Origin of the sequence: Microlunatus ginsengisoli, from assembly GCF_039537205.1 — a bacterium.
Classification (GTDB): domain Bacteria; phylum Actinomycetota; class Actinomycetes; order Propionibacteriales; family Propionibacteriaceae; genus Microlunatus; species Microlunatus ginsengisoli.
The window spans coordinates 34,278-54,989 of record NZ_BAABAB010000022.1 but is presented as its reverse complement, the minus strand read 5'-3'; the positions used below and the strand labels follow the sequence as shown (position 1 = coordinate 54,989).

The 20,712-nt window shown below is 71.7% G+C and carries 19 protein-coding genes; 15 read left to right on the top strand and 4 right to left on the bottom strand.

Annotated features, from left to right (window positions below; translation table 11 throughout):
- The first annotated feature begins 58 nt into the window (after window positions 1-58).
- Window positions 59-2,140, top strand: coding sequence for a glycosyltransferase (locus tag ABD747_RS15205; protein ID WP_344806020.1), 2,082 nt, complete (start codon window positions 59-61; stop codon window positions 2,138-2,140).
- The gene (locus tag ABD747_RS15200) at window positions 2,137-4,488 is read left to right on the top strand and encodes a putative bifunctional diguanylate cyclase/phosphodiesterase (RefSeq protein WP_344806018.1); all 2,352 of its coding nucleotides are present in this window, start codon (window positions 2,137-2,139) and stop codon (window positions 4,486-4,488) included. Before ABD747_RS15205 ends, ABD747_RS15200 begins: the two co-directional genes overlap by 4 nt.
- Here the strand turns inward: ABD747_RS15200 and ABD747_RS15195 are convergent.
- On the bottom strand, window positions 4,398-5,720 hold the full coding sequence (locus tag ABD747_RS15195; protein WP_344806016.1) for a sensor domain-containing phosphodiesterase: 1,323 nt from the start codon (window positions 5,718-5,720) through the stop codon (window positions 4,398-4,400). The two genes, ABD747_RS15200 and ABD747_RS15195, sit on opposite strands and share 91 nt — an antisense overlap.
- A gap of 71 nt (window positions 5,721-5,791) precedes the next feature.
- Between ABD747_RS15195 and dapB the strand changes: the two genes are divergently transcribed.
- Together dapB and ABD747_RS15185 are read left to right on the top strand one after the other, a co-directional pair.
- Entirely contained in the window at window positions 5,792-6,532 is a 741-nt protein-coding gene (gene dapB, locus ABD747_RS15190) for a 4-hydroxy-tetrahydrodipicolinate reductase (protein ID WP_344806014.1), read from the top strand.
- On the top strand, window positions 6,519-7,274 hold the full coding sequence (locus tag ABD747_RS15185; protein WP_344806012.1) for an LmeA family phospholipid-binding protein: 756 nt from the start codon (window positions 6,519-6,521) through the stop codon (window positions 7,272-7,274). The genes dapB and ABD747_RS15185 overlap by 14 nt, the downstream gene beginning before the upstream one ends.
- A 197-nt stretch (window positions 7,275-7,471) precedes the next feature.
- Here the strand turns inward: ABD747_RS15185 and ABD747_RS15180 are convergent, their stop codons facing one another.
- Entirely contained in the window at window positions 7,472-8,047 is a 576-nt protein-coding gene (locus ABD747_RS15180; RefSeq protein WP_344806010.1) for a GNAT family N-acetyltransferase, read from the bottom strand.
- A gap of 219 nt (window positions 8,048-8,266) precedes the next feature.
- On the opposite strand from ABD747_RS15180, the gene ABD747_RS15175 reads away from it, so the two are divergent.
- Entirely contained in the window at window positions 8,267-9,949 is a 1,683-nt protein-coding gene (locus ABD747_RS15175) for a ribonuclease J (protein ID WP_344806008.1), read from the top strand.
- A gap of 151 nt (window positions 9,950-10,100) precedes the next feature.
- Window positions 10,101-11,015, top strand: coding sequence for an NAD(P)-dependent oxidoreductase (locus ABD747_RS15170; protein ID WP_344806006.1), 915 nt, complete (start codon window positions 10,101-10,103; stop codon window positions 11,013-11,015).
- Window positions 11,016-11,227: 212 nt separating this feature from the next.
- Here ABD747_RS15170 and rpmB read toward each other — a convergent pair whose 3' ends face one another.
- Entirely contained in the window at window positions 11,228-11,413 is a 186-nt protein-coding gene (gene rpmB, locus ABD747_RS15165; protein ID WP_344806004.1) for a 50S ribosomal protein L28, read from the bottom strand.
- Between the two features lie 153 nt (window positions 11,414-11,566).
- Between rpmB and ABD747_RS15160 the strand changes: the two genes are divergently transcribed.
- From ABD747_RS15160 to mutM, 9 genes are all read left to right on the top strand, one after another.
- Window positions 11,567-13,279 carry a DAK2 domain-containing protein gene (locus ABD747_RS15160; RefSeq protein ID WP_344806002.1) on the top strand — a complete coding sequence of 571 codons (1,713 nt, stop codon included), beginning with the start codon at window positions 11,567-11,569 and terminating at the stop codon, window positions 13,277-13,279.
- On the top strand, window positions 13,276-15,564 hold the full coding sequence (locus ABD747_RS15155; protein ID WP_344806000.1) for an ATP-dependent DNA helicase RecG: 2,289 nt from the start codon (window positions 13,276-13,278) through the stop codon (window positions 15,562-15,564). Before ABD747_RS15160 ends, ABD747_RS15155 begins: the two co-directional genes overlap by 4 nt.
- 150 nt (window positions 15,565-15,714) lie before the next feature.
- A complete protein-coding gene (gene rsmD / locus ABD747_RS15150; RefSeq protein ID WP_344805998.1) occupies window positions 15,715-16,335 on the top strand; it encodes a 16S rRNA (guanine(966)-N(2))-methyltransferase RsmD in 621 nt (206 codons plus the stop codon).
- Window positions 16,336-16,359: 24 nt separating this feature from the next.
- Complete coding sequence (gene coaD / locus ABD747_RS15145; RefSeq protein ID WP_344805996.1) at window positions 16,360-16,872, top strand: pantetheine-phosphate adenylyltransferase; 513 nt, start codon at window positions 16,360-16,362, stop codon at window positions 16,870-16,872.
- Window positions 16,873-16,876: 4 nt separating this feature from the next.
- Window positions 16,877-17,353: a hypothetical protein gene (locus ABD747_RS15140; protein WP_344805994.1), complete on the top strand. Its 477-nt coding sequence runs from the start codon at window positions 16,877-16,879 to the stop codon at window positions 17,351-17,353.
- Between the two features lie 219 nt (window positions 17,354-17,572).
- Window positions 17,573-18,109: a YceD family protein gene (locus ABD747_RS15135; RefSeq protein WP_344805992.1), complete on the top strand. Its 537-nt coding sequence runs from the start codon at window positions 17,573-17,575 to the stop codon at window positions 18,107-18,109.
- An 86-nt stretch (window positions 18,110-18,195) separates the two neighbouring features.
- On the top strand, window positions 18,196-18,387 hold the full coding sequence (gene rpmF, locus ABD747_RS15130; RefSeq protein WP_344805990.1) for a 50S ribosomal protein L32: 192 nt from the start codon (window positions 18,196-18,198) through the stop codon (window positions 18,385-18,387).
- A gap of 2 nt (window positions 18,388-18,389) precedes the next feature.
- Window positions 18,390-19,118 carry a ribonuclease III gene (rnc, locus tag ABD747_RS15125; RefSeq protein WP_344805988.1) on the top strand — a complete coding sequence of 243 codons (729 nt, stop codon included), beginning with the start codon at window positions 18,390-18,392 and terminating at the stop codon, window positions 19,116-19,118.
- Window positions 19,119-19,143: 25 nt separating this feature from the next.
- The gene (mutM, locus tag ABD747_RS15120) at window positions 19,144-19,998 is read left to right on the top strand and encodes a bifunctional DNA-formamidopyrimidine glycosylase/DNA-(apurinic or apyrimidinic site) lyase (protein WP_344805986.1); all 855 of its coding nucleotides are present in this window, start codon (window positions 19,144-19,146) and stop codon (window positions 19,996-19,998) included.
- Window positions 19,999-20,113: 115 nt separating this feature from the next.
- On the opposite strand, the gene ABD747_RS15115 is transcribed toward mutM, so the two are convergent.
- On the bottom strand, window positions 20,114-20,712 hold a 599-nt coding region (locus ABD747_RS15115), incomplete at its 5' end, for a pullulanase-associated domain-containing protein (RefSeq protein WP_344805984.1).

Below are 20,712 nucleotides of genomic sequence, written 5' to 3'. Positions count from 1 at the left end.
ACGACTCGGGGGTCTGACAGGAGGTCATGTGCACCCGAGCCAGTCCCAGGATTCCCCGGTGGCCGCCGAGCCACTCGCGTCCGGACCTGCGCCGTCCGTCTCCGGATCGCTACCCGCCGGCCGACCCGTCGCGGCCCGGGTGCGGCGCGGTGCGTTGGGAGCGGACGGCGCGCTTGCCGGCTGGGCCGCCGGCATCGACTATCTCGGCACCGAGACGACCAGGTCCCGGCTGATCGCGCACGCCGGCGTCCTCGGCTCGATCATCGCCCTCCTGTTGTACGTCAGCTGGCGGGTGCTGTTCACCCTGCCGTCCGGCGGCTGGAACCTCGCCGTGGCGCTGGTCCTCGTCGCGTTCGAGCTGTTTCCCGTGTTCGGGCTGGTGATCCGCGCGGTCACCTTGTGGAACATCGACTGCCGCCGGCCGGAACCGGTGACGACCGCCGAGCCGGGCCTGCGGTCGGCGGTCTTCATCCCGACCTACAACGAACCGGTCGAGGTGATCGCGCCGACCATCGCCGCGGCGTGCCGGCTCGAGCCCGCCCACCAGACCTGGGTGCTGGACGACGGCGACCGGCCGTGGGTGGCCGAGCTGTGCCGCGACCTCGGCGCCAGGTACGTCCGCCGCGACGAGCACAGCCACGCCAAGGCCGGCAATATGAATCACGCGCTCGACCTGATGCACCGCGAGACCGAGGACGGGGCCGAGCCGATCGACGTCGTCGCCGTGCTGGACTGCGACCACGTTCCGCTGCCGCACTTCCTGACCGCCACCCTCGGCTGGTTCCATGACGAGCGGCTGGCCCTGGTGCAGGCCCCACAGACTTACTACAACTCGGGCGCCTTCGACGACGACGGCGACACCGGCGAGCAGGGCATGTTCTTCCACGTGTTGCTGCCGGCCCGCAACCACGACGGCGCAGGGCCCTTCTGGTGCGGTTCGACGTCGCTGATCAGGGTGAGCGCACTGCGTGAGGTCGGCGGCATCTCCACCGACACGATCGTGGAGGACATGCACACCACGCTGAACCTGCTCCGCAAGGACTGGAAGACGGCATACCACCACCAGGTGCTCGCCCTCGGCCTGGCCCCGGCGACCCCCGATCAATACCTGCTGCAACGCCGCCGGTGGGGGATGGGCTCGATGCAGGTCCTGGTCCGGGAGCGGCTCTGGGCGGCGAAGCGTTGGCTGTCGTGGCGCAACTACTACGAATACCTGAGCGGCACGCTGTGGTGGCTGGAGGGCGTGGGGACCGTGTTCGCGTTCTTGATCCCGGCGATCGTGCTGGTCAGCGGCGCACAGGTGTCGACCGCGAACCCGTGGCTGTTCCTGGCCGTGTTCGTGGTGATGTTCACCATCCGGTTGTGGGGCTCGCGCGCGATGTATCGGCTACATCTGCACTGGCCGACCGCGTTCGCGTTGCGGATCCTGCGCGTTCCGGTCGGGCTGTCGTGCCTGTTCTGGCTGCTCACTCGCAGGACGCTGCAGTTCCAGGTGACGCCGAAGGCGGGTGCGAACCAGCGGGCCCGCGGTCAGGCTCCCCGCGTGCTGTGGGGGCTCGTCGCCGTGCTGGCGTTCGTCGCGGTGTACGCCCTCCTCGGCCTGTCGGGTCTCGTCCCCTGGCACACCACGGCGGCGTCCACGGTCGCGTCCGGAGTCTGGCTGATCCTTGCCGGCCTGGTGCTGGTGATGGGGATCCGCCGGATCCAGGCTGCAGAGTTCGCGACCTCGCGTCGCAACGCCTATCGGGTCGTCCTCCGCGCGCCGGTCACGCTCGGGGAGATCCCGGGCGAGCTGGTCGACATCTCCGTCGGCGGTGCCGCGGTCCGGCTGCCGAAGGGCTCGCTGGCGCCGTCCGGCGAGATCGCGCTGTCGTTGCCCGGCGGTGCCGACCCGGTCCTGCTCCAGACGGTCCGGATCCGATCGAGCGACGGCGGCAGCGAGATCGCGTCGCTGCGGGTCCGGTTCGGCGACTGGGCGGCGTACCGGTCGCTGTCGCTGTGGCTGTTCCATACCCCGGCCGGCGCGGTCGACGGGCTGCCCGACGGCATTCCCGCGGTGGCGCTGCGGCGCGACCTGCGCCGGACCGGGCGACCGACGCTGGCGCGGCAGTATCGGGCCGAAGGCGACGGCACACCATGACCGAGACCTCGATCGCGCGTCCCGCTGCGCCCGGCGGGCGGCGTCCGGTGCCGACAAAGGCCTGGCTGATCTTCCTCGCGGCCGGGGCCGTGGGCATTGCCGTGTACTACCTGGTGCCGTCCGGCCTCCCGCGGGACGTCGTCTATCAGGCGTTCGGTGTGGCTTCAGCGGCCGGCATCGTCGTCGGGACCCGGTTGCACCGACCGCGCCGGCCGCTGCCGTGGTATCTGATGGCGGCCGGGATGCTGGTCTGGTCCGCCGGCGACGCGGTCGCCAGCTGGAATGCCGACGTGATGGGCAACGACGATTTCCCCTCGGTGGCCGATCCGGTGTACCTGATCGGCTACCCCTTCGTGGCCGCCGGGCTGATCCTGCTGATCCGGAGCAAGAAGCTGCGCGCGGACACGGCCGGCGTGCTGGACAGCGCCATCCTCACCACGGCGCTGGGTGTGCTGTCCTGGGTGCTGCTGGCCCGGCCGACCATCGTCACGTTCCAGGACTCCGTCCTGGCCGCGGTGATCGCGGTGGCGTACCCGGTCGCCGACATCGTGCTGGCCGCGATCTTGATCCGGATGGTGACCACGCCGGGCGGACGTACGCCGGCGTTCCGGCTGCTGGTCGCCGCCCTGGCGCTCCTGATCGTCGCCGACACCGCGGCCAGCGCGTTCAACATGCTCGTCTTCGACGCCACCGACCAGATCGACTGGCTCTGGCTCGCCTCGTATGCCCTCTGGGGGGCGGCGGCGCTGCACCGCTCGATGACGGAGCTCACCGAGCCGGACCCGGCCTCGGACGCCACGTTCAGCCGCTGGCGGCTGGTCGCACTGACCGTCGCCGTGCTGGTCGCACCCGGCACCCTGGCCGTGCAGCAGCTGACCGGCGGCCGGCTGGACGTGTGGGCGGTGGTGGTCGGGTCGGTGACGATCTTCCTGCTGGTGATCGCCCGGATCAACCTGTCGATCCACCAGATCAAGGCCGTCGACGCCGAGCGCCAGCAGGCCCAGCTGGAGCTGGCGCGGCAGGCCAGCCACGACGCGCTGACCGGGTTGGCCAACCGACCCCAGGCGATGCTGCTGATCCGCGGCGCCCTCGCTCGCGCCCAGCGTTCGGGAGCGATCGTCGGGCTGTTGTTCGTCGACCTCGACGGCTTTAAACGGGTCAACGACACACTCGGTCACCGGGCCGGTGACGAGGTGCTGCATACCACCGCTCGCCGGATGGAGTCCGCGGTCCGTGCCGGCGACGTGGTCGCTCGGCTGGGCGGTGACGAGTTCGTGGTGCTGCTCGAACCGGTCGTGGACGAGCCGGCCGCCGTAGGGGTTGCCGAGCGGCTGGTCCGAGCGATCGCCGAGCCGATCTCGCTGACCTCCGGACGGCAGGCTGGGATCGGGGCCAGCATCGGCGTGGCCATCAATTCCGACGGCGGTGTCGACCCGGACCGGCTGGTGCACGAAGCGGATCAGGCGGCCTATCTCGCGAAGGCCAACGGGCGCGGGCGGGTGGAGGTCTTCGCCGCCTCGTTGCGGGCCGAGCTGGCGCGCCGGGCAGCGATGGAGCGCGGTGTGCTCGACGCCGTCCGAGGCGACGAGGTGACATTGCGCCGAGACCCGATCCTGGATCTGGGGGACCTGACGGTCGTGGCGGCACAGCTGGAGGCGGTCCTGATCGACCCCGACGGTGGGTCGCTGGCGCGATCCGAGGTCATCGACGTGCTCGACGGCACCGAGTCGATGTGCGAGCTGGATGCCTGGGTCTTGCGGCTGGGCGCCTCCCCGGGCTCGGATCCACGTCCGACCGCCGGTGTCGCCGCGGACGTCGAGCTCGTCCGGGTCGTCCCGATCACCGCTCGCCATCTGTCCCAGCCCCGGATCGTCGACGACGTACGGTCCGCGCTGGCCATGGGCGTACGTCCCGGGTCGCTGATGCTGCTGGTGCCGGCGGTGGACGTACTGGACGATCTCAGGGTGCTCGGCCACCTGACCCAGCTGCAGGGACTGGGTGTGTCGGTGTGCATGGACGGGTTCGGGGCCGGTTCGGGGGCGACGGACCGCTGGGCGCAGCTCCCGTTCGACCATGTCCGGTTGGACGAGCGGCTGCTCGGCGCCGGTGTCGGGCCGATCCTGCTCCGGTTGACGGTGGAGACGGCGCACGCCTTCGGCTACCGCGTGCTGGCCGCCCAGATCGCCGATGAGGACCAGTTGCGTGCGCTGCGCGAGGCCGGCTGCGACCTGGGTCAGGGTCCGGCGCTGGCGCTCGATCAGCCGGGAGCGGCCGGCGGGGCGCCGATACCGCCGGTGGCGGTCAGCCAACGCGCCACCTCGCCCGTGGGAACCGGCCGCGACCAGTAGAAGCCCTGGGCGAAGTGGCAGCCCAGGGCGCGGGCGAGCTCGGCCTGGCGCGGCGTCTCGATGCCCTCGATGGTCACCTTGATGCCGACCCGCGCGGCGGCCGCCGTCAGGGCACTGACCAGGGCGTCGTTGATCGGCTGGTCGAGCTGGTCGGCGAACGAGCGGTCGATCTTCAGGCCGTCGACCGGCAGCCGGACCAGATCCTGGAGGTCGTAGTAGCCCGCGCCGAAGTCGTCGAACCAGACCGTGTAGCCGAGGGCGCGGAGCTTCTCGATCATCACCCAGCCACGCTCGATGTCGGTCGGCCGCGCCGTCTCGGTCAGCTCGAGATCGATGCTTTCCGGCGCCAGCGCCGCGGCGGTGGTCGCGTCGGTCAGCCGGTCCAGCCAGTCGGACTGGTCGAGATGGCGGCCGGAGAGGTTGAGGCTGAGCCGGAAGTCGGGGGCGGTCCGCTGCCAGCCGGTGAGGTCGGCCATGGCCTGCCGCATCACGGCGAAATCGAGATCGATGATCAGGTCGGATCGCTCGGCGACCGGGATGAACGACGCCGGCGACTCGAACCGGCCGTTCGGGCGCCGCCACCGAGCCAGCGCCTCGACGCCGATCACCCGGCCGCCGGCCAGCTCGACGATCGGCTGGTACCACGGCACGATCTCGCCGTCGCTCAAGGCGCGGGCGAGGTCTGCCGCGGCGTGGTCGATCTCGTGCTCGACCTCGCCCGGCCGGAGATAGAGCCCGATCGTCCGGCTGAACTCCACCAGGAGGCGGACCTGCCGGACGGGGATGGAGCGTGGCTCGGCATCGGTCAGCCGGAGCACGCCCTCCACGTCGTCACCCACCCAGATCGGCACGGCGACGTACGCCCCGGGGAGCGGGGACCGGGGGAACTCGGCGGGCGCCGCGGCGACGTCGTTGAGCACCACGGCCGTCCCGCCCTCGCGGACCAACGCGTCCAGCTGCGACCACGGTCCGGCGGGCCGGCCCGGATCCGGCTTGTCGCCGCCGGTCGGCCGGTCGCCACCGGTCGCCGGCTCGGTGGTCCCCCGGCGTTCCCGGAGCAGGATCCGGCCCTGGTCGAAATCGAGAGCGACGGCCGCCAGGTGGGCGAGCTGACCGAGCACCGGGTCTCTGCTGGGCGATCCGCCGACGGTGGCGCTTCCCCGGCGAGCGCCGGCCGCCTGCGCGCCGGCCGAGCCGGTCGCGGAGCGGGCGTGGTGTGGGGGATCCACCATCGCAGCAGGCTATAGCCTCGACCTGACGCGGCGCCGGGACCTGCCCGGCCGCGTCGATGGAGGGAGACTCGATGATCACGGTGGCGGTGTTCGGCGCTCGCGGCCGGATGGGGGCCGAGGTGTGCCGGGCGGTCGAGGCTGCCGACGACCTCGAGCTCGGTGCCGCGCTGGACGTCGGCGACGATCGTACGCCGGCCGAGGGCTGCTCGGTTGCCGTCGACTTCACCCACCCGGACGCCGTGATGGACAACCTCGCGTGGTGCATCGAGCACGGCATCGACGCCGTGGTCGGCACCACCGGCTTCACCGACGACCGGCTGGCCGAGCTGCGGGCGGCGCTGGCCGCGCGACCGGGGGTCGGGGTGCTGGTGGCGGCCAACTTCTCCATCGGGGCGATCTTGATGATGCACTTCGCCGAGCAGGCGGCCCGCTTCTACGAGAGCGTCGAGATCATCGAGCTGCACCACCCGAACAAGGCCGACGCACCCTCCGGTACGGCCGCTGCAACGGCGCGGCGGGTGGCCGCCGCCCGGTCGGCGGCGGGGCTCGGCACGCCGCCGGACGCGACCACCCAGGAGCTCGCCGGCGCCCGCGGGGCGCAGGTCGACGGGATCCGGGTGCACGGCGTACGACTCCGCGGCCTGGTCGCGCACCAGGAGGTGCTGTTCGGAGATCCCGGCGAGACGCTGACCATCCGGCACGACTCGCTGGATCGGGTGTCGTTCATGCCCGGCGTGCTGGCGGGCGTCCGGGCGGTCGGGTCGCGGCCCGGCCTGACGGTGGGGATGGAGTCGATCCTTGAGCTCGGGTGAGCCCACCGTCGTGATGCCGGCCCAGCCGCCGGCGCCGCGACGCTCGCCGGTGCGTTCCGTCGTAGTGGTGGTGCTGGCGGTCGTGGTCTGCGTCGGTCTGGTGATCGGCGGCGACTACGCCGCCCGGGCCTGGGCCGACAGCGAGGTCGCCGAGCGGCTGCAGCCCAAGCTCGGTACGCCGACCCTGCCGACCGTCGACGTCGGCAGCTTCCCGTTCATTCCGCAGGCGCTGAGCGGCGACGTCTCCTCGGTCCGGGTGCAGGCCCAGGACGTCGGCGTCACCACCGGTGAGAAGCTGCAGCTCCGCCAGCTGGACGTGACCGCAACCGGGGTCCACAGCGACGACCGGTTCCAGACCTCGACCGCCGACCACGTGCAGGGCACGGCGCTGATCGACCTGAGCGCGTTGAGCGAGCTGGTCGGGGAGAAGGTCAGCTCCGCCGGCGACGGCAAGGTGTCCTTCACCAGGACCACCTCGGTGCTCGGACAGCAGCTGCAGGTGGTGGTCACAGGCCGGCCGAGCCTCGACGCCGCGGCCCAGACCCTGACCCTGGCCGATCCCTCGGTCGAGGTCGCCAACGTCACGCTGCCGCAGACCGTGGTCGACCTGCTGATCCGGACCCTGGTCAAGCCGGTGGACATCACCGGCATCCCGCTCGGACTGAAGCTCACCTCGGTGAGCATCGACGACACCGGCGTGACCGCCGAGGTCGCTGGCGACGACGTCGCCCTGACCGGCTGACTCCCGCCTCGATCGTCCCGGTCCGGCTTTGCGTCGGGCCCCACGCCCACTTCGCTCACCTCCGTGTGAGTTCGCGCACTGTCGACGGTGCGCTAAGTCGCGGTTCGATGCGCGAAGTGGGGTCGGGGCGGCGTGGCGAGACCCGAAGGTCCCGTCCGCTGGTCGCCCCCGCCGACCGGCCCCAGAGGGCCGAGGGCTCAGGTCTCAGGCGCGATGTCGGCGTGCAGCCGCACCTGCTGCAGACGTACGTCCGGGTGCTCGTCGTCATCGACCCCGAGCTCGCGGGCGGCGCCGTCCGGAGCCCAGCCGGCCGCCGTCGCGAACGTCCGCAGCACGTCGTCGGAGCCGAGCCACCAGCTGGCGCGGGTGAAGCCATCCGCCCTCAGGGTGTCGACGCAGGCGTGCAGCAGCCGCGAACCGTGACCCTGCCGCTGCGCTGGTGGGTCGATGGCGAACTCGTCGATCGCGCCGTCCTGCGGCTCGGCGTCCGCGTCGTCGCTCGGCACGGTCGCGGCGAACCCGACGACGCGATCGCGGTCACCGGCGAGCCCGGCGGCCACGGCGACGAGCACCCGGAAGCGCGCGGCCGGCGGACGGGTGATGGCCCGATGCCAGGCGGCGGTCATCGCGTCGAGGTCGACCTCGCCGAGGACCGCGGCCGCCTCGGGCGCGAGCCGCTGCTCCCACGCTCGCCGCTGGATCTGGGCGATCGCGAGCGCCTCGGCCGGAAGCGCCAACCGGACCGAGTCGGGACTTGCCGGGAACGCCGTCACGTCGATCGATCGTAGTGGGCGCGGCCTGACACTCCGATCGTCACCAAACTGTGACCGAGATCGCACTATTTTCGGCTGACGAGTCGCCGACGATCGGTCAAGATTGTCGCGAAGTCCGTGATTACCTGAACCCCCGAGCAGGCGATCACGGACTTTCTCATTGCCCGAGCCGCTACCGGGTGGGCGGTCGGTCCGTAGCTCCTTGTTAGGGTGGCGGCCGTGTCAGCCACGAGGACGCCGCCGACCTTACCGGGCAACGCGCTCCGGGTGATCCCGTTGGGCGGTCTGGGCGACATCGGTCGCAACATGGCCGTGCTGGAGCATCGCGGCCAGCTGCTGCTGATCGACTGCGGCGTGCTGTTTCCCGAGGACGACCACCACCCGGGCGTCGACCTGATCCTGCCCGGCTTCGACGCCATCTCCGATCGTCTCGACGACGTCGTCGGGCTGGTGCTCACCCACGGTCACGAGGATCACATCGGGGCGGTGCCGTATCTGCTGCGGCAGCGGCCGGACCTACCGCTGTTCGGGTCCAAGCTCACCCTGGCGCTGGTCCAGGAGAAGATCCGCGAGCACCGGATCCGGGGCGCGCAGCTGCGCACCGTGGCCGACTCCGAGCGAGTGAACGTCGGCCGGTTCGACCTGGAGTTCGTCGCGGTCAACCACTCCATCCCGGACGCGCTCGCCGTCTTCGTCCGGACCTCGGCCGGCACCGTGCTGCACACCGGTGACTTCAAGATGGACCAGCTGCCGCTGGACGGCAGGATCACCGATCTGCGCGCCTTTGCCCGACTGGGCGAGGAGGGCGTGGACCTGTTGATGATCGATTCGACCAATGCCGAGGTACGCGGCTTCACCACCCCGGAACGCGACATCGGACCCGCCCTGGACCGGGTCTTCTCGACCAGCCGGCAGCGCATCATCGTGGCCTGCTTCGCCTCCCACGTGCACCGCGTCCAGCAGGTGCTGGACGCGGCCGTGGCGCACGGTCGCAAGGTGGTGTACGTCGGCCGATCGATGGTCCGCAACATGGGCGTCGCGCGCGACCTCGGCTTCCTGCACGTGCCCGGCGACACGTTGATCGAACTGCGCGACATCGAGAACTACCGGCCCGAGGACGTGGTGATCATCTCCACCGGCTCCCAGGGCGAGCCGCTGTCGGCGCTGTCCCGGATGGCCAACCGCGAGCATCCGGTGATCGCGCTCGAGCCCGGCGACACCGTCGTCCTGGCCAGTTCACTGATCCCGGGAAACGAGAGCGCGATCTATCGGGTGATCAACGGGCTCAGCCGGCAGGGCGCCCGGGTGGTGCACAAGGGGAACGCCCTGGTGCACGTCTCCGGCCACGCCGCCGCCGGCGAGCTGCTCTATTGCTTCAACGTGATCCGGCCGCGGAACGTGATGCCGGTGCACGGCGAGTCGCGGCACCTGATCGCCTGCGGCGACCTGGCGGTGGCGACCGGGGTCGCCCGGGACCGCGTCATCCTGGCCGAGGACGGCACCGTGGTGGACCTCCAGCAGGGTCGCGCTCGGACGGTCGGCAGCGTCGACGCCGGCTACATCTTCGTCGACGGTGCGTCGGTGGGCGACATCTCCGAGGCGTCGCTGAAAGACCGGCGGATCCTGGGTGAGGAAGGGTTCATCTCGGTCATCACCGTGATCAGCACGCACTCGGCCAAAATCGTCAGCGGGCCGGAGATCCACGCCCGTGGGTTCGTCGAGGACGACCATGTGTTCGACCCGGTGATCAAGTTGATCGTCTCCGACCTGGAGGCGGCCCTGGCCGACGGGGTGGAGGACAGCTACCAGCTGCAGCAGATCATCCGCCGCCGGATCGGCCGCTGGGTGAGCGACGCCCACCGTCGCCGGCCCATGATCATTCCCCTGGTCATCCAGGCGTAGCTTCTCGGCGGCGCTCGCCGGCCCGGCTCGCTGCTCCTGCTTTCTGGGCGGGGCGGGATGAAGCCGACCCGGCGTGGGCGCGGCGGGCTCGGGTCCAGTTCTGCGGATCCGGATCTTGGCAGCGGATGGATGCGTCGGCCACGCTTGCGGCGTGGACGACGCGACGGGAGAGACAGCGCAGCGGGCTGCGGTCGGCTTCGCCGGGCTCGGGGTGATGGGCCGGCCGATGGCCCTCAATCTGGTCCGGGCGGGGGTGCCGCTGGTGGTGTGGAGCCGGACCGCCGACAAGACCGAGCCGGCGCGGCAGGCCGGGGCGGCGGTTGCCAGCGACATCGACGACCTGTTCGCACGGACCCGGATCGTCGTCTTGATGCTCGCGAACGGCGAGGCGGTCGACGAGGTGCTGGGTCGTGGCGGGCCGGCGTTCGCCCGCCGCGTCGCCGGGCACACCGTGGTGACGATGGGGACCACGAGCCCGGCGTACTCGGTTGCGCTGGGCCGCGAGGTGGTGGCCGCCGGCGGCCGATTCGTGGAGGCGCCCGTGTCCGGTTCGCGCGCACCGGCCGAGGCGGGACGGCTGGTCGCGATGGTGGCCGGGGACGACGCCGACGTGGCCGAGGTGTCGCGGCTGATCGAGCCGCTGTGTGCGCAGGTCGTGGCTTGCGGACCGGTGCCGAACGCGCTCGGCACCAAGCTGGCGGTGAACCTGTACCTGATCACGCTGGTCAGCGGCCTCGCGGAGGCGTACCACTTCGCGGCGGAGACGGGACTGGATCTGGCCGCCTTCCGGGCCGTGCTGGACGGCGGCCAGATGGCCAGCGACATCTCGCGGTTGAAGCTGGGCAAGTTGGTCGCCGGGGACTTCACCGTGCAGGCCGCGATCGCCGACGTGCATTACAACAGCCGGCTTGTCGCCGACCGCGCGCGCGAGGTGGGGATCGCTTCGCCGCTGCTGGACGTCAGCCGGGACCTGTTCGCGGAGGCGGAGGCACTCGGCCACGGCCGCGACGACATGGTCGGCGTGCTGGCCGCGATCCAGGCCCGGTGCCGGTCGGTCTCGCCGTGAGCAGCCTCCTCGCCGAGCCGCTCGAACTTCACTCCGCACGGCGAACGGTCACTCCGCACCTTGCGCGCAGCGTGCGGAGTCGACTGCCGGGGTGCGGAGTCGGCCGGGCCAGGCGTATGTCCCACCGTCCACGGGGAGATCGGGCCGGGCAGAGCAACGCAGAAGGCCCGCCCCCGGATCGGGAGCGGGCCTGCGCGAGTCGCGCGGTCAGGTCAGCGGGTGACCTTGCCGGCCTTGATGCAGGAGGTGCAGACGTTCAGCCGGCGCGAGGTGCCGTTCACGTTCGCGTGCACGCGCTGGATGTTCGGGTCCCAGCGGCGCTTGGTCTTCTTCTTCGACCAGGGCACGTTGTGGCCGAAGCCGGGGCTCTTGGCGCAGATGTCACACACGGCAGCCATCGGAAGTCACTCCCACACAAATCGAAACACACGGGTCATTCGGTACAGACGGGGTCGCCGCGAGGGCAACCGGAACAGAATACCCGACCGGCGTCTGCGCTGGCGAATCGTCAGATCCCGGACCGGGGCGGCCACCTGGATAGGGTGGTCGACGTGCCCACGCCCGCCCGGCGCAACCCGTCGCCGACCCGCAGCGCTGAGGGCCGACCGATGGACGAGCGTACGCCCGAGGAACGTTCGACCGCCGAACCAGCCCCCGACCCGCGAGTCCGACCCAAGCGCCCGCCCAGCCTGTGGCTGCTGGGTGACGCCTGGCTCCGCCGCGCCGCCCGGGTGATCTCCGACTCCGCAGACGCGCTGAACGCGATGAACGTGTTCCCCATCTCCGACGCCGACACCGGCTCCAACCTGGAGCTGACCATCGGTGGAATCGCGTCCAGCGTGACCCGCTTCCAGCGGGGGACCCTCGATGACGTCGTCCAGGCGGCGATCCTGTCCGCGCACGGGAACTCGGGCGCGATCGTCGCGGAGATGTTCACCAGCGTCTGCCGGGCGCTGGCCCGGACGCCCGAGCAGCTGGCTGTGCTGCCGCCCGGGGCCGTGGTGGCGGCCCTGCTGCGGACCGTCTCCGACGCCGCCAACCAGGCAGTTGCCGAGCCGGTGGTCGGCACCATCCTGACCGTAGCCGACGAGGCGGCGAGCGCCGCGACGCAAGCGGCGCGCGATCCGGCCCGGAGCAACGATCCGTTGGCGGTCGCGATCGCCGCCCAGCACGGGGCGCACGACGCGCTGGCCCGGACGCCCGAGCAGCTCGACGTGCTCGGCCGCGCCGGCGTCGTGGACGCGGGCGGACAGGCCTTCGTCCTGCTGGTCGACGTCCTGGTCGAGGTGCTCGGCGGGCCGGCGGCCGAGCCGCTGACCGTGTCGAGCCGGCCGGCCACACCGGCGGCGGGCGATGCCGCGCCGATGGAGTACGAGGTGATGTACGCCCTGCGCGGCACCCCGACCGCGACCCTCGACGAGCTCCGCCGGGAACTGTCGGTGCTCGGTCGTAGCGTCGTCGTCGTGGGGGACGAGGCGGTTGCTCAGGTGCACGTCCATCTCGTCGACGCCGGCGCCGCGATCGAGGCCGCGCTCGACCGCGGCGCGCTCAGCCGGATCCGGGTCACCGCGCTCGGCCCGCTGCTGCCCGAGGAGCCGTCGGTCGGCGGCCGCACCCTGGTCGCCGTCGTGGCCGGCCCGGGGCTGGCCGAGTCCGCGGCCGCGATGGGGGCGGTGCCGGTCGTCCATCGGCCCTCGGAGGCGGTTTCCTCCGACGAGCTGGCTCGGGTGATGGCCGCTGCGCACGGCGATGTCGTGGTGCTGCCGAACGACCCGGCGACCTTGTCCCTGTCGAGGAAGCTCGCCGGTCAGCTGCGCACGGAGACCCGGCGGATCGCGGTGATCCCGACCAACGCCCAGGTCCAGGGACTGGCCGCGCTGGCGGTGCACGAGCCGTCGTCGGACTTCGACGCCACCGTGGTCGCGATGAGCAGTGCCGCCGGGCATGCGCGGCACGGCGCGGTCACCGTCGCCGAGCGGCCGGCGATGACGATGGCCGGTCCCTGCCGGGTGGGTGACGTGCTCGGCCTGGTCCAGGGCGACTTCGTCGAGATCGGCGACTCGGTGGTCGAGGTCGGCGCGCGGGTGATCGGCCGGCTGCTGGCCGGCGGTGGCGAGCTGCTCACCCTGATCAGCGGCGAGCGTGCCCCGGTCGGGCTGGTCGACGAGCTGGCCCGCCGCGCCATCGCCGCGAGTCGCACCCTGGAGATCGAACGGATCGAGGGGGGCCAGAGCCGCTATCTGGTGCTGGTCGGGCTCGAGTGAGCACCACCTCGACCGAACCCGCCCGTCGCGCCGGCTGGCGCACCGAGACCTTCGCCCGGCTGGACGAGCGGCTCGATCGCGTTCTGGGGGCGACGGCAAAGGAGTTCGAGAAGCTCCGGGTGCGGACGGTCGGCGACCTGATGCTGCACGTGCCGCGCCGCTACTTCTCCGGCACCGAGCTCAGCGACCTGAGCCAGCTCCGGGTGGGCGAGGAGGTAGCTGTGCTGGCCCGCGTGCTGCGGACCGACGTCCATCAGGGGCACGGCGGTCGCAGCGCCCGCGGTGGGATGAACAGCCGGCTGACGTCGGTGATCAGCGACGATCACGGCCGGCTCGAGTTGACGTTCTTCGGCAAGCCGCAGGTGATGGACTACTGGCGGCGCCAGCTCACCCCCGGCGCGCGCGGCATCTTCGCCGGCAAGGTCGGCGAGTTCCGCGGCACCCGACAGCTCACCCATCCCGACTTCGTGATCCTCGGCGACCACGGCGAGATCGTCGGCGGCGCGAAGCGCAACGCCGTGCTCGCCGAGGTCACCCGGCAACCACTGATCGGGCTCTATCCCGCCACCGCCAAGCTGCGCACCTGGACCATCGCGCAGTCGGTCGGGCTCGCCCTCGACCAGCTCGCCGGCCTGCCCGACCCGCTGCCCGCGGCGGTGCGTCGGCAGGCTCGGGTGATCGGGCTCGAACAGGCCTATCGGGCGGTGCATCAGCCGCAGTCCAAGGACGAGATCGACGGCGGGCGCGAACGGCTGCGCTTCGACGAGGCGTTTGCGCTGCAGCTGACCATGGCTCGCCGCCGGGCCGACGCCAAGGCCCACGGCGCGATCCCGCGGGTGCGGCGCGACGGGGGACTGCTCGCCGCGTTCGACGCGAGGCTGCCGTTCACCCTGACCGCCGGTCAGGTCGAGGTCAGCGAACAGCTGATGAGCGAGCTCGCCCGGCCCCAGCCGATGCAGCGGCTGCTGCAGGGCGAGGTCGGCTCGGGCAAGACGATCGTGGCACTGCGGGCCATGCTGGCCGTGGTCGACGCGGGCGGTCAGGCCGCCCTGCTGGCGCCGACCGAGGTGCTCGCCACCCAGCACTACCAGACGGTTCTGAAGCTGCTCGGCGACCTCGCGGGCGGTGGCCTGCTCGCCGGGGCCGGCCCGTCCACCGACGTCGTCCTGCTGACCGGCTCGATGCCGGTCGCGCAGAAGCGTGCCGTCAAGCTGAAGGCCGCCGCCGGCGAGGCCGGCATCGTGATCGGTACGCACGCGCTGCTCGGCGAGGGCGTGCAGTTCGCCGATCTCGGTCTGGTCGTGGTGGACGAGCAGCATCGGTTCGGAGTCGAGCAGCGGGCCGCGCTGAGTGCCAAGGCCGCCGCGCAGCCGCACGTGCTGGTGATGACCGCGACCCCGATCCCGCGCTCGGTCGCGATGACGGTGTTCGGCGATCTGGAGGTCTCCACGCTCAAGGAGGTGCCGGCCGGCCGTGCGGACGTCGGCACCGTCGTGGTCGACGCGAAGAACCATCCCGGCTGGGTCGAGCGGGCCTGGCAGCGGGTGATCGAGGAGGTCGGCGCCGGTCGACAGGCCTATGTCGTCTGCGCCCGCATCTCCAGCCAGCCCAAGCGCAAGTCCACCGACGCGTACGCCGAGGACCTGGACACCGATCCGGGCGGGGAGGACATCGAGCCGGCCGCGGCGGCGGTCGACGTGTATGCGGAGCTGAGCGGCGGACCGCTGAAGGACCTGCGGGTCGATCTGCTGCACGGGCAGCTGAGCAGCGAGGAGAAGGACGCGGCCATGAGCCGGTTCGCCAGCGGCGAGACCGACGTCCTGGTCGCGACTACCGTGGTCGAGGTCGGCGTGGATGTGCCGAACGCCTCGATGATGGTGATCCTGGACGCCGACCGGTTCGGGATCTCCCAGCTGCACCAGCTCCGCGGCCGGATCGGTCGCGGCGGGCACCCGGGGGTCTGCCTGCTGCTGACCAAGACCGCCGCCGGGACGACCGCGCGGGACCGGCTCGACGCGGTGGCGAGCACCCGGGACGGCTTCGTGCTGGCCGACGTCGACCTCGAGCAGCGCCGGGAGGGCGACGTGCTCGGCGCCAGCCAAAGCGGCGGCCGATCGAGCCTGCGGCTGCTCCGGGTGCTGGACGATGCCGACCTGATCGCCGAGGCACGCGAGATCGCCGAGGCGTGCGTCGCCGCAGACCCGGAACTGATCGATCCCGGGCTGTCCGACATCGTCACCCACGTCGAGCGGCAGGCGGCGGGGGACTGGCTGGAGCGCACGTGAGCGAGCGGAAGGAGCCGTGACCGTGTTCGATGGTCGCGCTCCGCGCTCCGCGGTCACGAGCTCCGCGCGATCTCGCTCGTTCGTCCCGATTCCGGCCGACGGAACAGCATGTCGACCGGAATCGCTCTTCACTCCCGAGAAGCTCCGCTCGTGACCAGGATCATCGCGGGCAGCCGGCGCGGCCGCCGGATCGCGGTGCCGCCCGGCGACGCCACCCGGCCGACCACCGACCGGGTGCGGGAGGCCCTGTTCTCGGCGATCGCCGCCTGGGCGGGCACGGCGGACGCGGGCGCCGAGGCGAGCCTGCGCGGGCTCGCGGTCGCCGACCTCTTCGCCGGATCTGGCGCGGTCGGCCTGGAGGCGGCCAGCCGGGGAGCGGACCCGGTGCTGCTGGTCGAGTCGTCGGCCCGCACCGGGGCGGTGATCGCCCGCAACGTCACCGAGCTCGGCCTCGGGGGCCAGGTGACCGCCCGGATCGAACGGGTCGAGCGGCTGGTGCGTACGCGGCCGGCACGGACGTACGACGTGGTCTTCGTCGATCCGCCCTACGCCTTCGCGGAGGCGGCGCTCGCCGACATCCTCGCCGGCGTGGTCGGCAGCGGCTGGGTCGCACCCGACGGCCTGGTGGTGGTGGAGCGCTCGCGGCGCGACGCCGGGCTGAGCTGGCCACCGGGGTTCGAGGAGGGCTGGCGGCGCGACTACGGTGAGACGACCCTGATCTTCGGCGGCGCGCGTGATGCGGAGCCCGACGTGCGCGCGACCGAGGACTGACCCGAGCGAGGAAGCGAGCCTTCGATGTCCCGTGCCGTCTGTCCAGGCTCGTTCGACCCGGTCACCCACGGACACCTCGACATCGTCAACCGGTCGGCCGCGCTGTTCGACTACGTGGTCGTCGCGGTCGGCACGAACATGAGCAAGAACGCCCTGTTCACCCCCGACGAGCGGGTCGAAATGCTCAACGAGGCGTGCGCCGAGCTCGACGGGGTCACGGTGACCACGTTCTCGGGGCTGCTGGTCGACTTCTGCGCCCAGGTCGAGGCCGACGCGATCGTCAAGGGCCTGCGGTTCGTCTCCGATTTCGACTACGAGTTGCAGATGGCGCAGATGAACTCGCAGCTGAGCGGGGTCGACACGCTGTTCCTGCCGACCGCGGCTCAGTGGTCGTACGTGTCCTCGAGCCTGGTCCGCGAGGTCGCGCTGCTCGGCGGCGACGTCGACCAGTTCCTGCCCGAGGGCATCGCCGAACGTACGATTGCTCGGGCCCACGAGCGAGCCGGACGAGCGGCGCCGGGCGAGCAGAAGGAGTAGCCGGATGGTGGAGCGCGAGAGCGCCGAGGACAAGCTCAAGCACCTGCGCGAGGTGATCGCGACGGCACGCTCGATGCCGATGTCGGCGTCCTGCGTGATCAATCGAGGCGACGTCCTCACCGTCATCGACGACATCATCGACCACCTTCCGGACGAGATCGCCGAGGCCCAGGAGGTCATCGACGCGACCAGCGCCAAGGTCAGCGAGGGTGAGGCCGAGGCCGAGAAGATCGTCGCCGACGCCCGCGAGCAGGCCGCCGAGCTGGCCGAGGACTCCGAGATCGTCCGGGTGGCGAAGGAGCGCGCGGCCCGGATCGTGGCCGAGGCCGAGGAGGAGGCCGCCGCGCTGCGGAAGGAGACCGACGTCTTCATCGACGCGCGGATGGCCAGCTTCGAGTCGGTGCTGCACAAGACCACCAGCCAGGTCAAGACGGCCCGAGCCCGGCTCGCCGAGCGCTCCGGCCTCGACCTGACCCACTGACCTGCCGCCTGACCCACTGACCTGCCGCGCACCCGCTTCCTGCGCCGCACCCTCCGCGCGGAAACTGTGCGCGTCGTGCAGCGACACGCCGACGAGAGCCGCAACAGCTGCACAGTTTTCGGGCACCGGGAGGACGGCTTTTGGTCCGTCGAGACCGACCCGGTAAGCTTGTCGGTCGGTCATCTGGGCATCAGGACCGTTCGGCTTGGAGGGTTTGCGATGAGGTCGCCGCATCGCCCGCTCGATCCACATTCTGGGTTCGTCATCGACACCCATGAGCTGGGTCGCGGCGCGGGCGGGATGAGACGGCTCGCGCGCACCGTCGGGGCTCCGGACGATCTCGGTATCGAGGTGATCGCGGTGCCACCCGGCTCACCGATCGACCTCGACCTGATGCTCGAAGCAGTGGTCGAGGGAGTGCTGGTGACCGGCTCCGCGACCGCGCAGCTGCGCGGGGAGTGCGTACGATGTCTGACCGAGGTCTCCGACCAGATCGTGGTCGACCTCACCGAGCTGTACGTCCATCCCGGCAGTGAGGCGGACGAGGAGGAAGCGGGCCGGCTGGAGGGCGATCTGATCGATCTCGAGCCGCTGCTCCGGGACGCGGTGGTGCTGGATCTGCCGTTCCAGCCGTTGTGCCGGGAGGACTGTCGAGGGCTGTGCAGCGAGTGCGGCGCGGACCTCAACGCCGACCCGGAGCACGGACACGACGCGCCGATCGACCCGCGGTGGGCAAAGCTGTCCACGCTCGACTGAGCAGGTGTGGGAGATTTACCCTGGGCATCGCGCCCAAGGTGAGAATGAGGCTCTCCGGGGGACCGGAGACGAGTAGGAGACAGATCGTGGCAGTACCGAAGCGGCGGATGTCGCGCAGCAACACGCGCCATCGCCGTTCCCAGTGGAAGACGACCGCGCCGGCCCTCGTGACCTGCGCCAACCCGGCGTGCCGCGAGAAGCACCTGCCGCACACGGCCTGCCCGTCCTGCGGACAGTACGGTCCGCGCGGCCAGCGCCGTCAGGTGCTCTCCTCCTGACCATGTCCGACACCGAGGTGAGCATCCCTCGCCTCTCCGTCGTAGAGGTGCTCGATCGGCTCGGGCTGGCCGTGCCCCCCGAGCTGCTCGAGCTCTCGCTCACGCACCGCTCGTACGCGTACGAGCAGGGCGGGCTGCCGACCAACGAGCGGCTGGAGTTCCTCGGGGACTCGGTGCTGGGCGTGGTGGTCACCGAGCACCTCTTCGTCACCCATCCCGAGCTGTCCGAGGGGCAGCTCGCCAAGCTGCGGGCCGCCGTGGTGAACTCGCGCGCCCTCGCCGACGTCGCGCGCGGTCTCGACCTCGGCGCGATGCTCCGGCTCGGTCGTGGCGAGGAGACCACCGGCGGCCGGGACAAGTCCTCGATCCTGGCCGACACGATGGAGGCCGTGATCGGCGCCGTGTTCTTGGCCCACGGGATCGACGCCGGCCGCGTCTTCGTCCACCACCTGTTCGACGAGCTGATGGTCGAGGTCGCCACCCGCGGCGCCGGCCTGGACTGGAAGACCAGCCTGCAGGAGATCGCCTCGGTCACCGGCCTCGGCGTGCCGATGTACGAGGTCGAGGAGTCCGGTCCCGACCACGCCAAGTCGTTCCGGGCGATGGTCCTGATCGACGGCCGCCGGTTCGGCCCGGGTGCCGGCCGCAACAAGAAGGAAGCCGAGCAGAACGCGGCGGCGACCGCCTTCGCCGCGCTGAAGACCGCCCAGTCGGCGACCCCGCCGGACTGATCGCCGACACCCAGCGACACGACGCGTGCCCGAGCTGCCCGAGGTCGAGGTCGTCCGCCGCGGACTGGCGACCGCGCTGACCGGCCGGCGGATCGCCGGTGTCGACGTGCTTCACCCGCGGCCGGTCCGGCGCCACCTGCTCGGTGCCGACGACTTCGCGTCGTCCCTGGTCGGACGTACGTTCGCAGAACCGCGCCGGCGCGGAAAGTACCTGTGGCTGCCCCTCACCGACGGTGACGCGATCCTGGCCCACCTCGGGATGAGCGGTCAGTTCCTGGTCGCGGACGCGGGCGTGCCGGATCAGCGGAACACCCGGATCCGGTTCAGCTTCGACGACGGGGGACCCGAGGTCCGGTTCGTGGACCAGCGGATGTTCGGCGGGCTGTCGCTGTCGCCCGGCGGCGCGGAGCTGCCGGCCGAGATCGCTCACGTCGCCCGGGACCCGTTCGATCCGGAGTTCGACCGGGCGGCCACGGTGGCCCGGCTGCGCCGCAAGCACACCGGCATCAAGCGGGCCCTGCTCGACCAGACGCTGGTCTCCGGCATCGGCAACATCTACGCCGACGAGGCCCTGTGGCGGGCCCGGCTGCACTATGCCAAGGCGACCGACGAGCTGAGCCGCAAGGCGGCCACCGACCTGCTCGACCAGGCCGGTGTGGTGATGCGCGACGCGCTCGGCGAGGGCGGCACCTCCTTCGACTCGCTGTATGTCAACGTGAACGGCTCCAGCGGCTACTTCGACCGCTCGCTGAAGGCGTACGGCCGCGAGGGCCTGCCCTGCGAGCGGTGCGGCACCCCGATCCGGCGCGAGCCCTTCATGAACCGCTCCTCCTATCGCTGCCCGCGCTGCCAGCGCACGCCTCGCCACCCCCGCTTCTGACGCCTCCCGCCGGCAGCCCCGCCGGGTTCGGAAACTGTGCAGCTGTTGCCGTGCCGCCCGGCGTGTCGCCGCAGGACGCGCACAGTTTCCGGGGCGGAGGTGCGCACGTCGGGCGTCAGGGGCGGGTGGTGTGCAGGGTCGGGTCGCCGCTGACGATCCAGACCTCGCGCTGCTCCGCCGGCACGAACGCCTGGTTCCCGCCGGGTTCCTGGCTGGACGGGACGGTCGACCCGTTCGGCTGGTGGATGATGAAGCTCAGCGCCGGCGTGGCGTCGATCAGCGGCACCTCGAACACGTCACCGAAGTCGTCGCGCCCGCTCGGCGCCCGCGGCGCGGCCCAGTCGGTGGCCGCGCCGTCGGCGACCCCGTCGCCCCAGACGTGGAGCCCCCAGCCGGCGTAGTCCCCGTCCGCCCGGCGATAGTGGACGACCGCTGTCGTCGCCGTGCTCGCCGCGGGCGCCACGACCGTCGTCGTGCCCTGCGCGCTGCCCCCGGTGCCGGCGTCGTCCTTCACCACCACGGCCAGCCGGAGCCGGGTGCCGGCCGGATAGCCGGCGACATCGGGGAAGACCCGGTACGGCGCGCTGTCGTCCGTGCCCAGCAGCCGCCAGCCGTCGCCGGCGTCGGCATAGAACGACGCCTGGTAGATCGAGTCGCCCGACACGGACGCGACGACCTCGGGCCGCCCACTGACCTCGGTCGCCACCTGCAGCC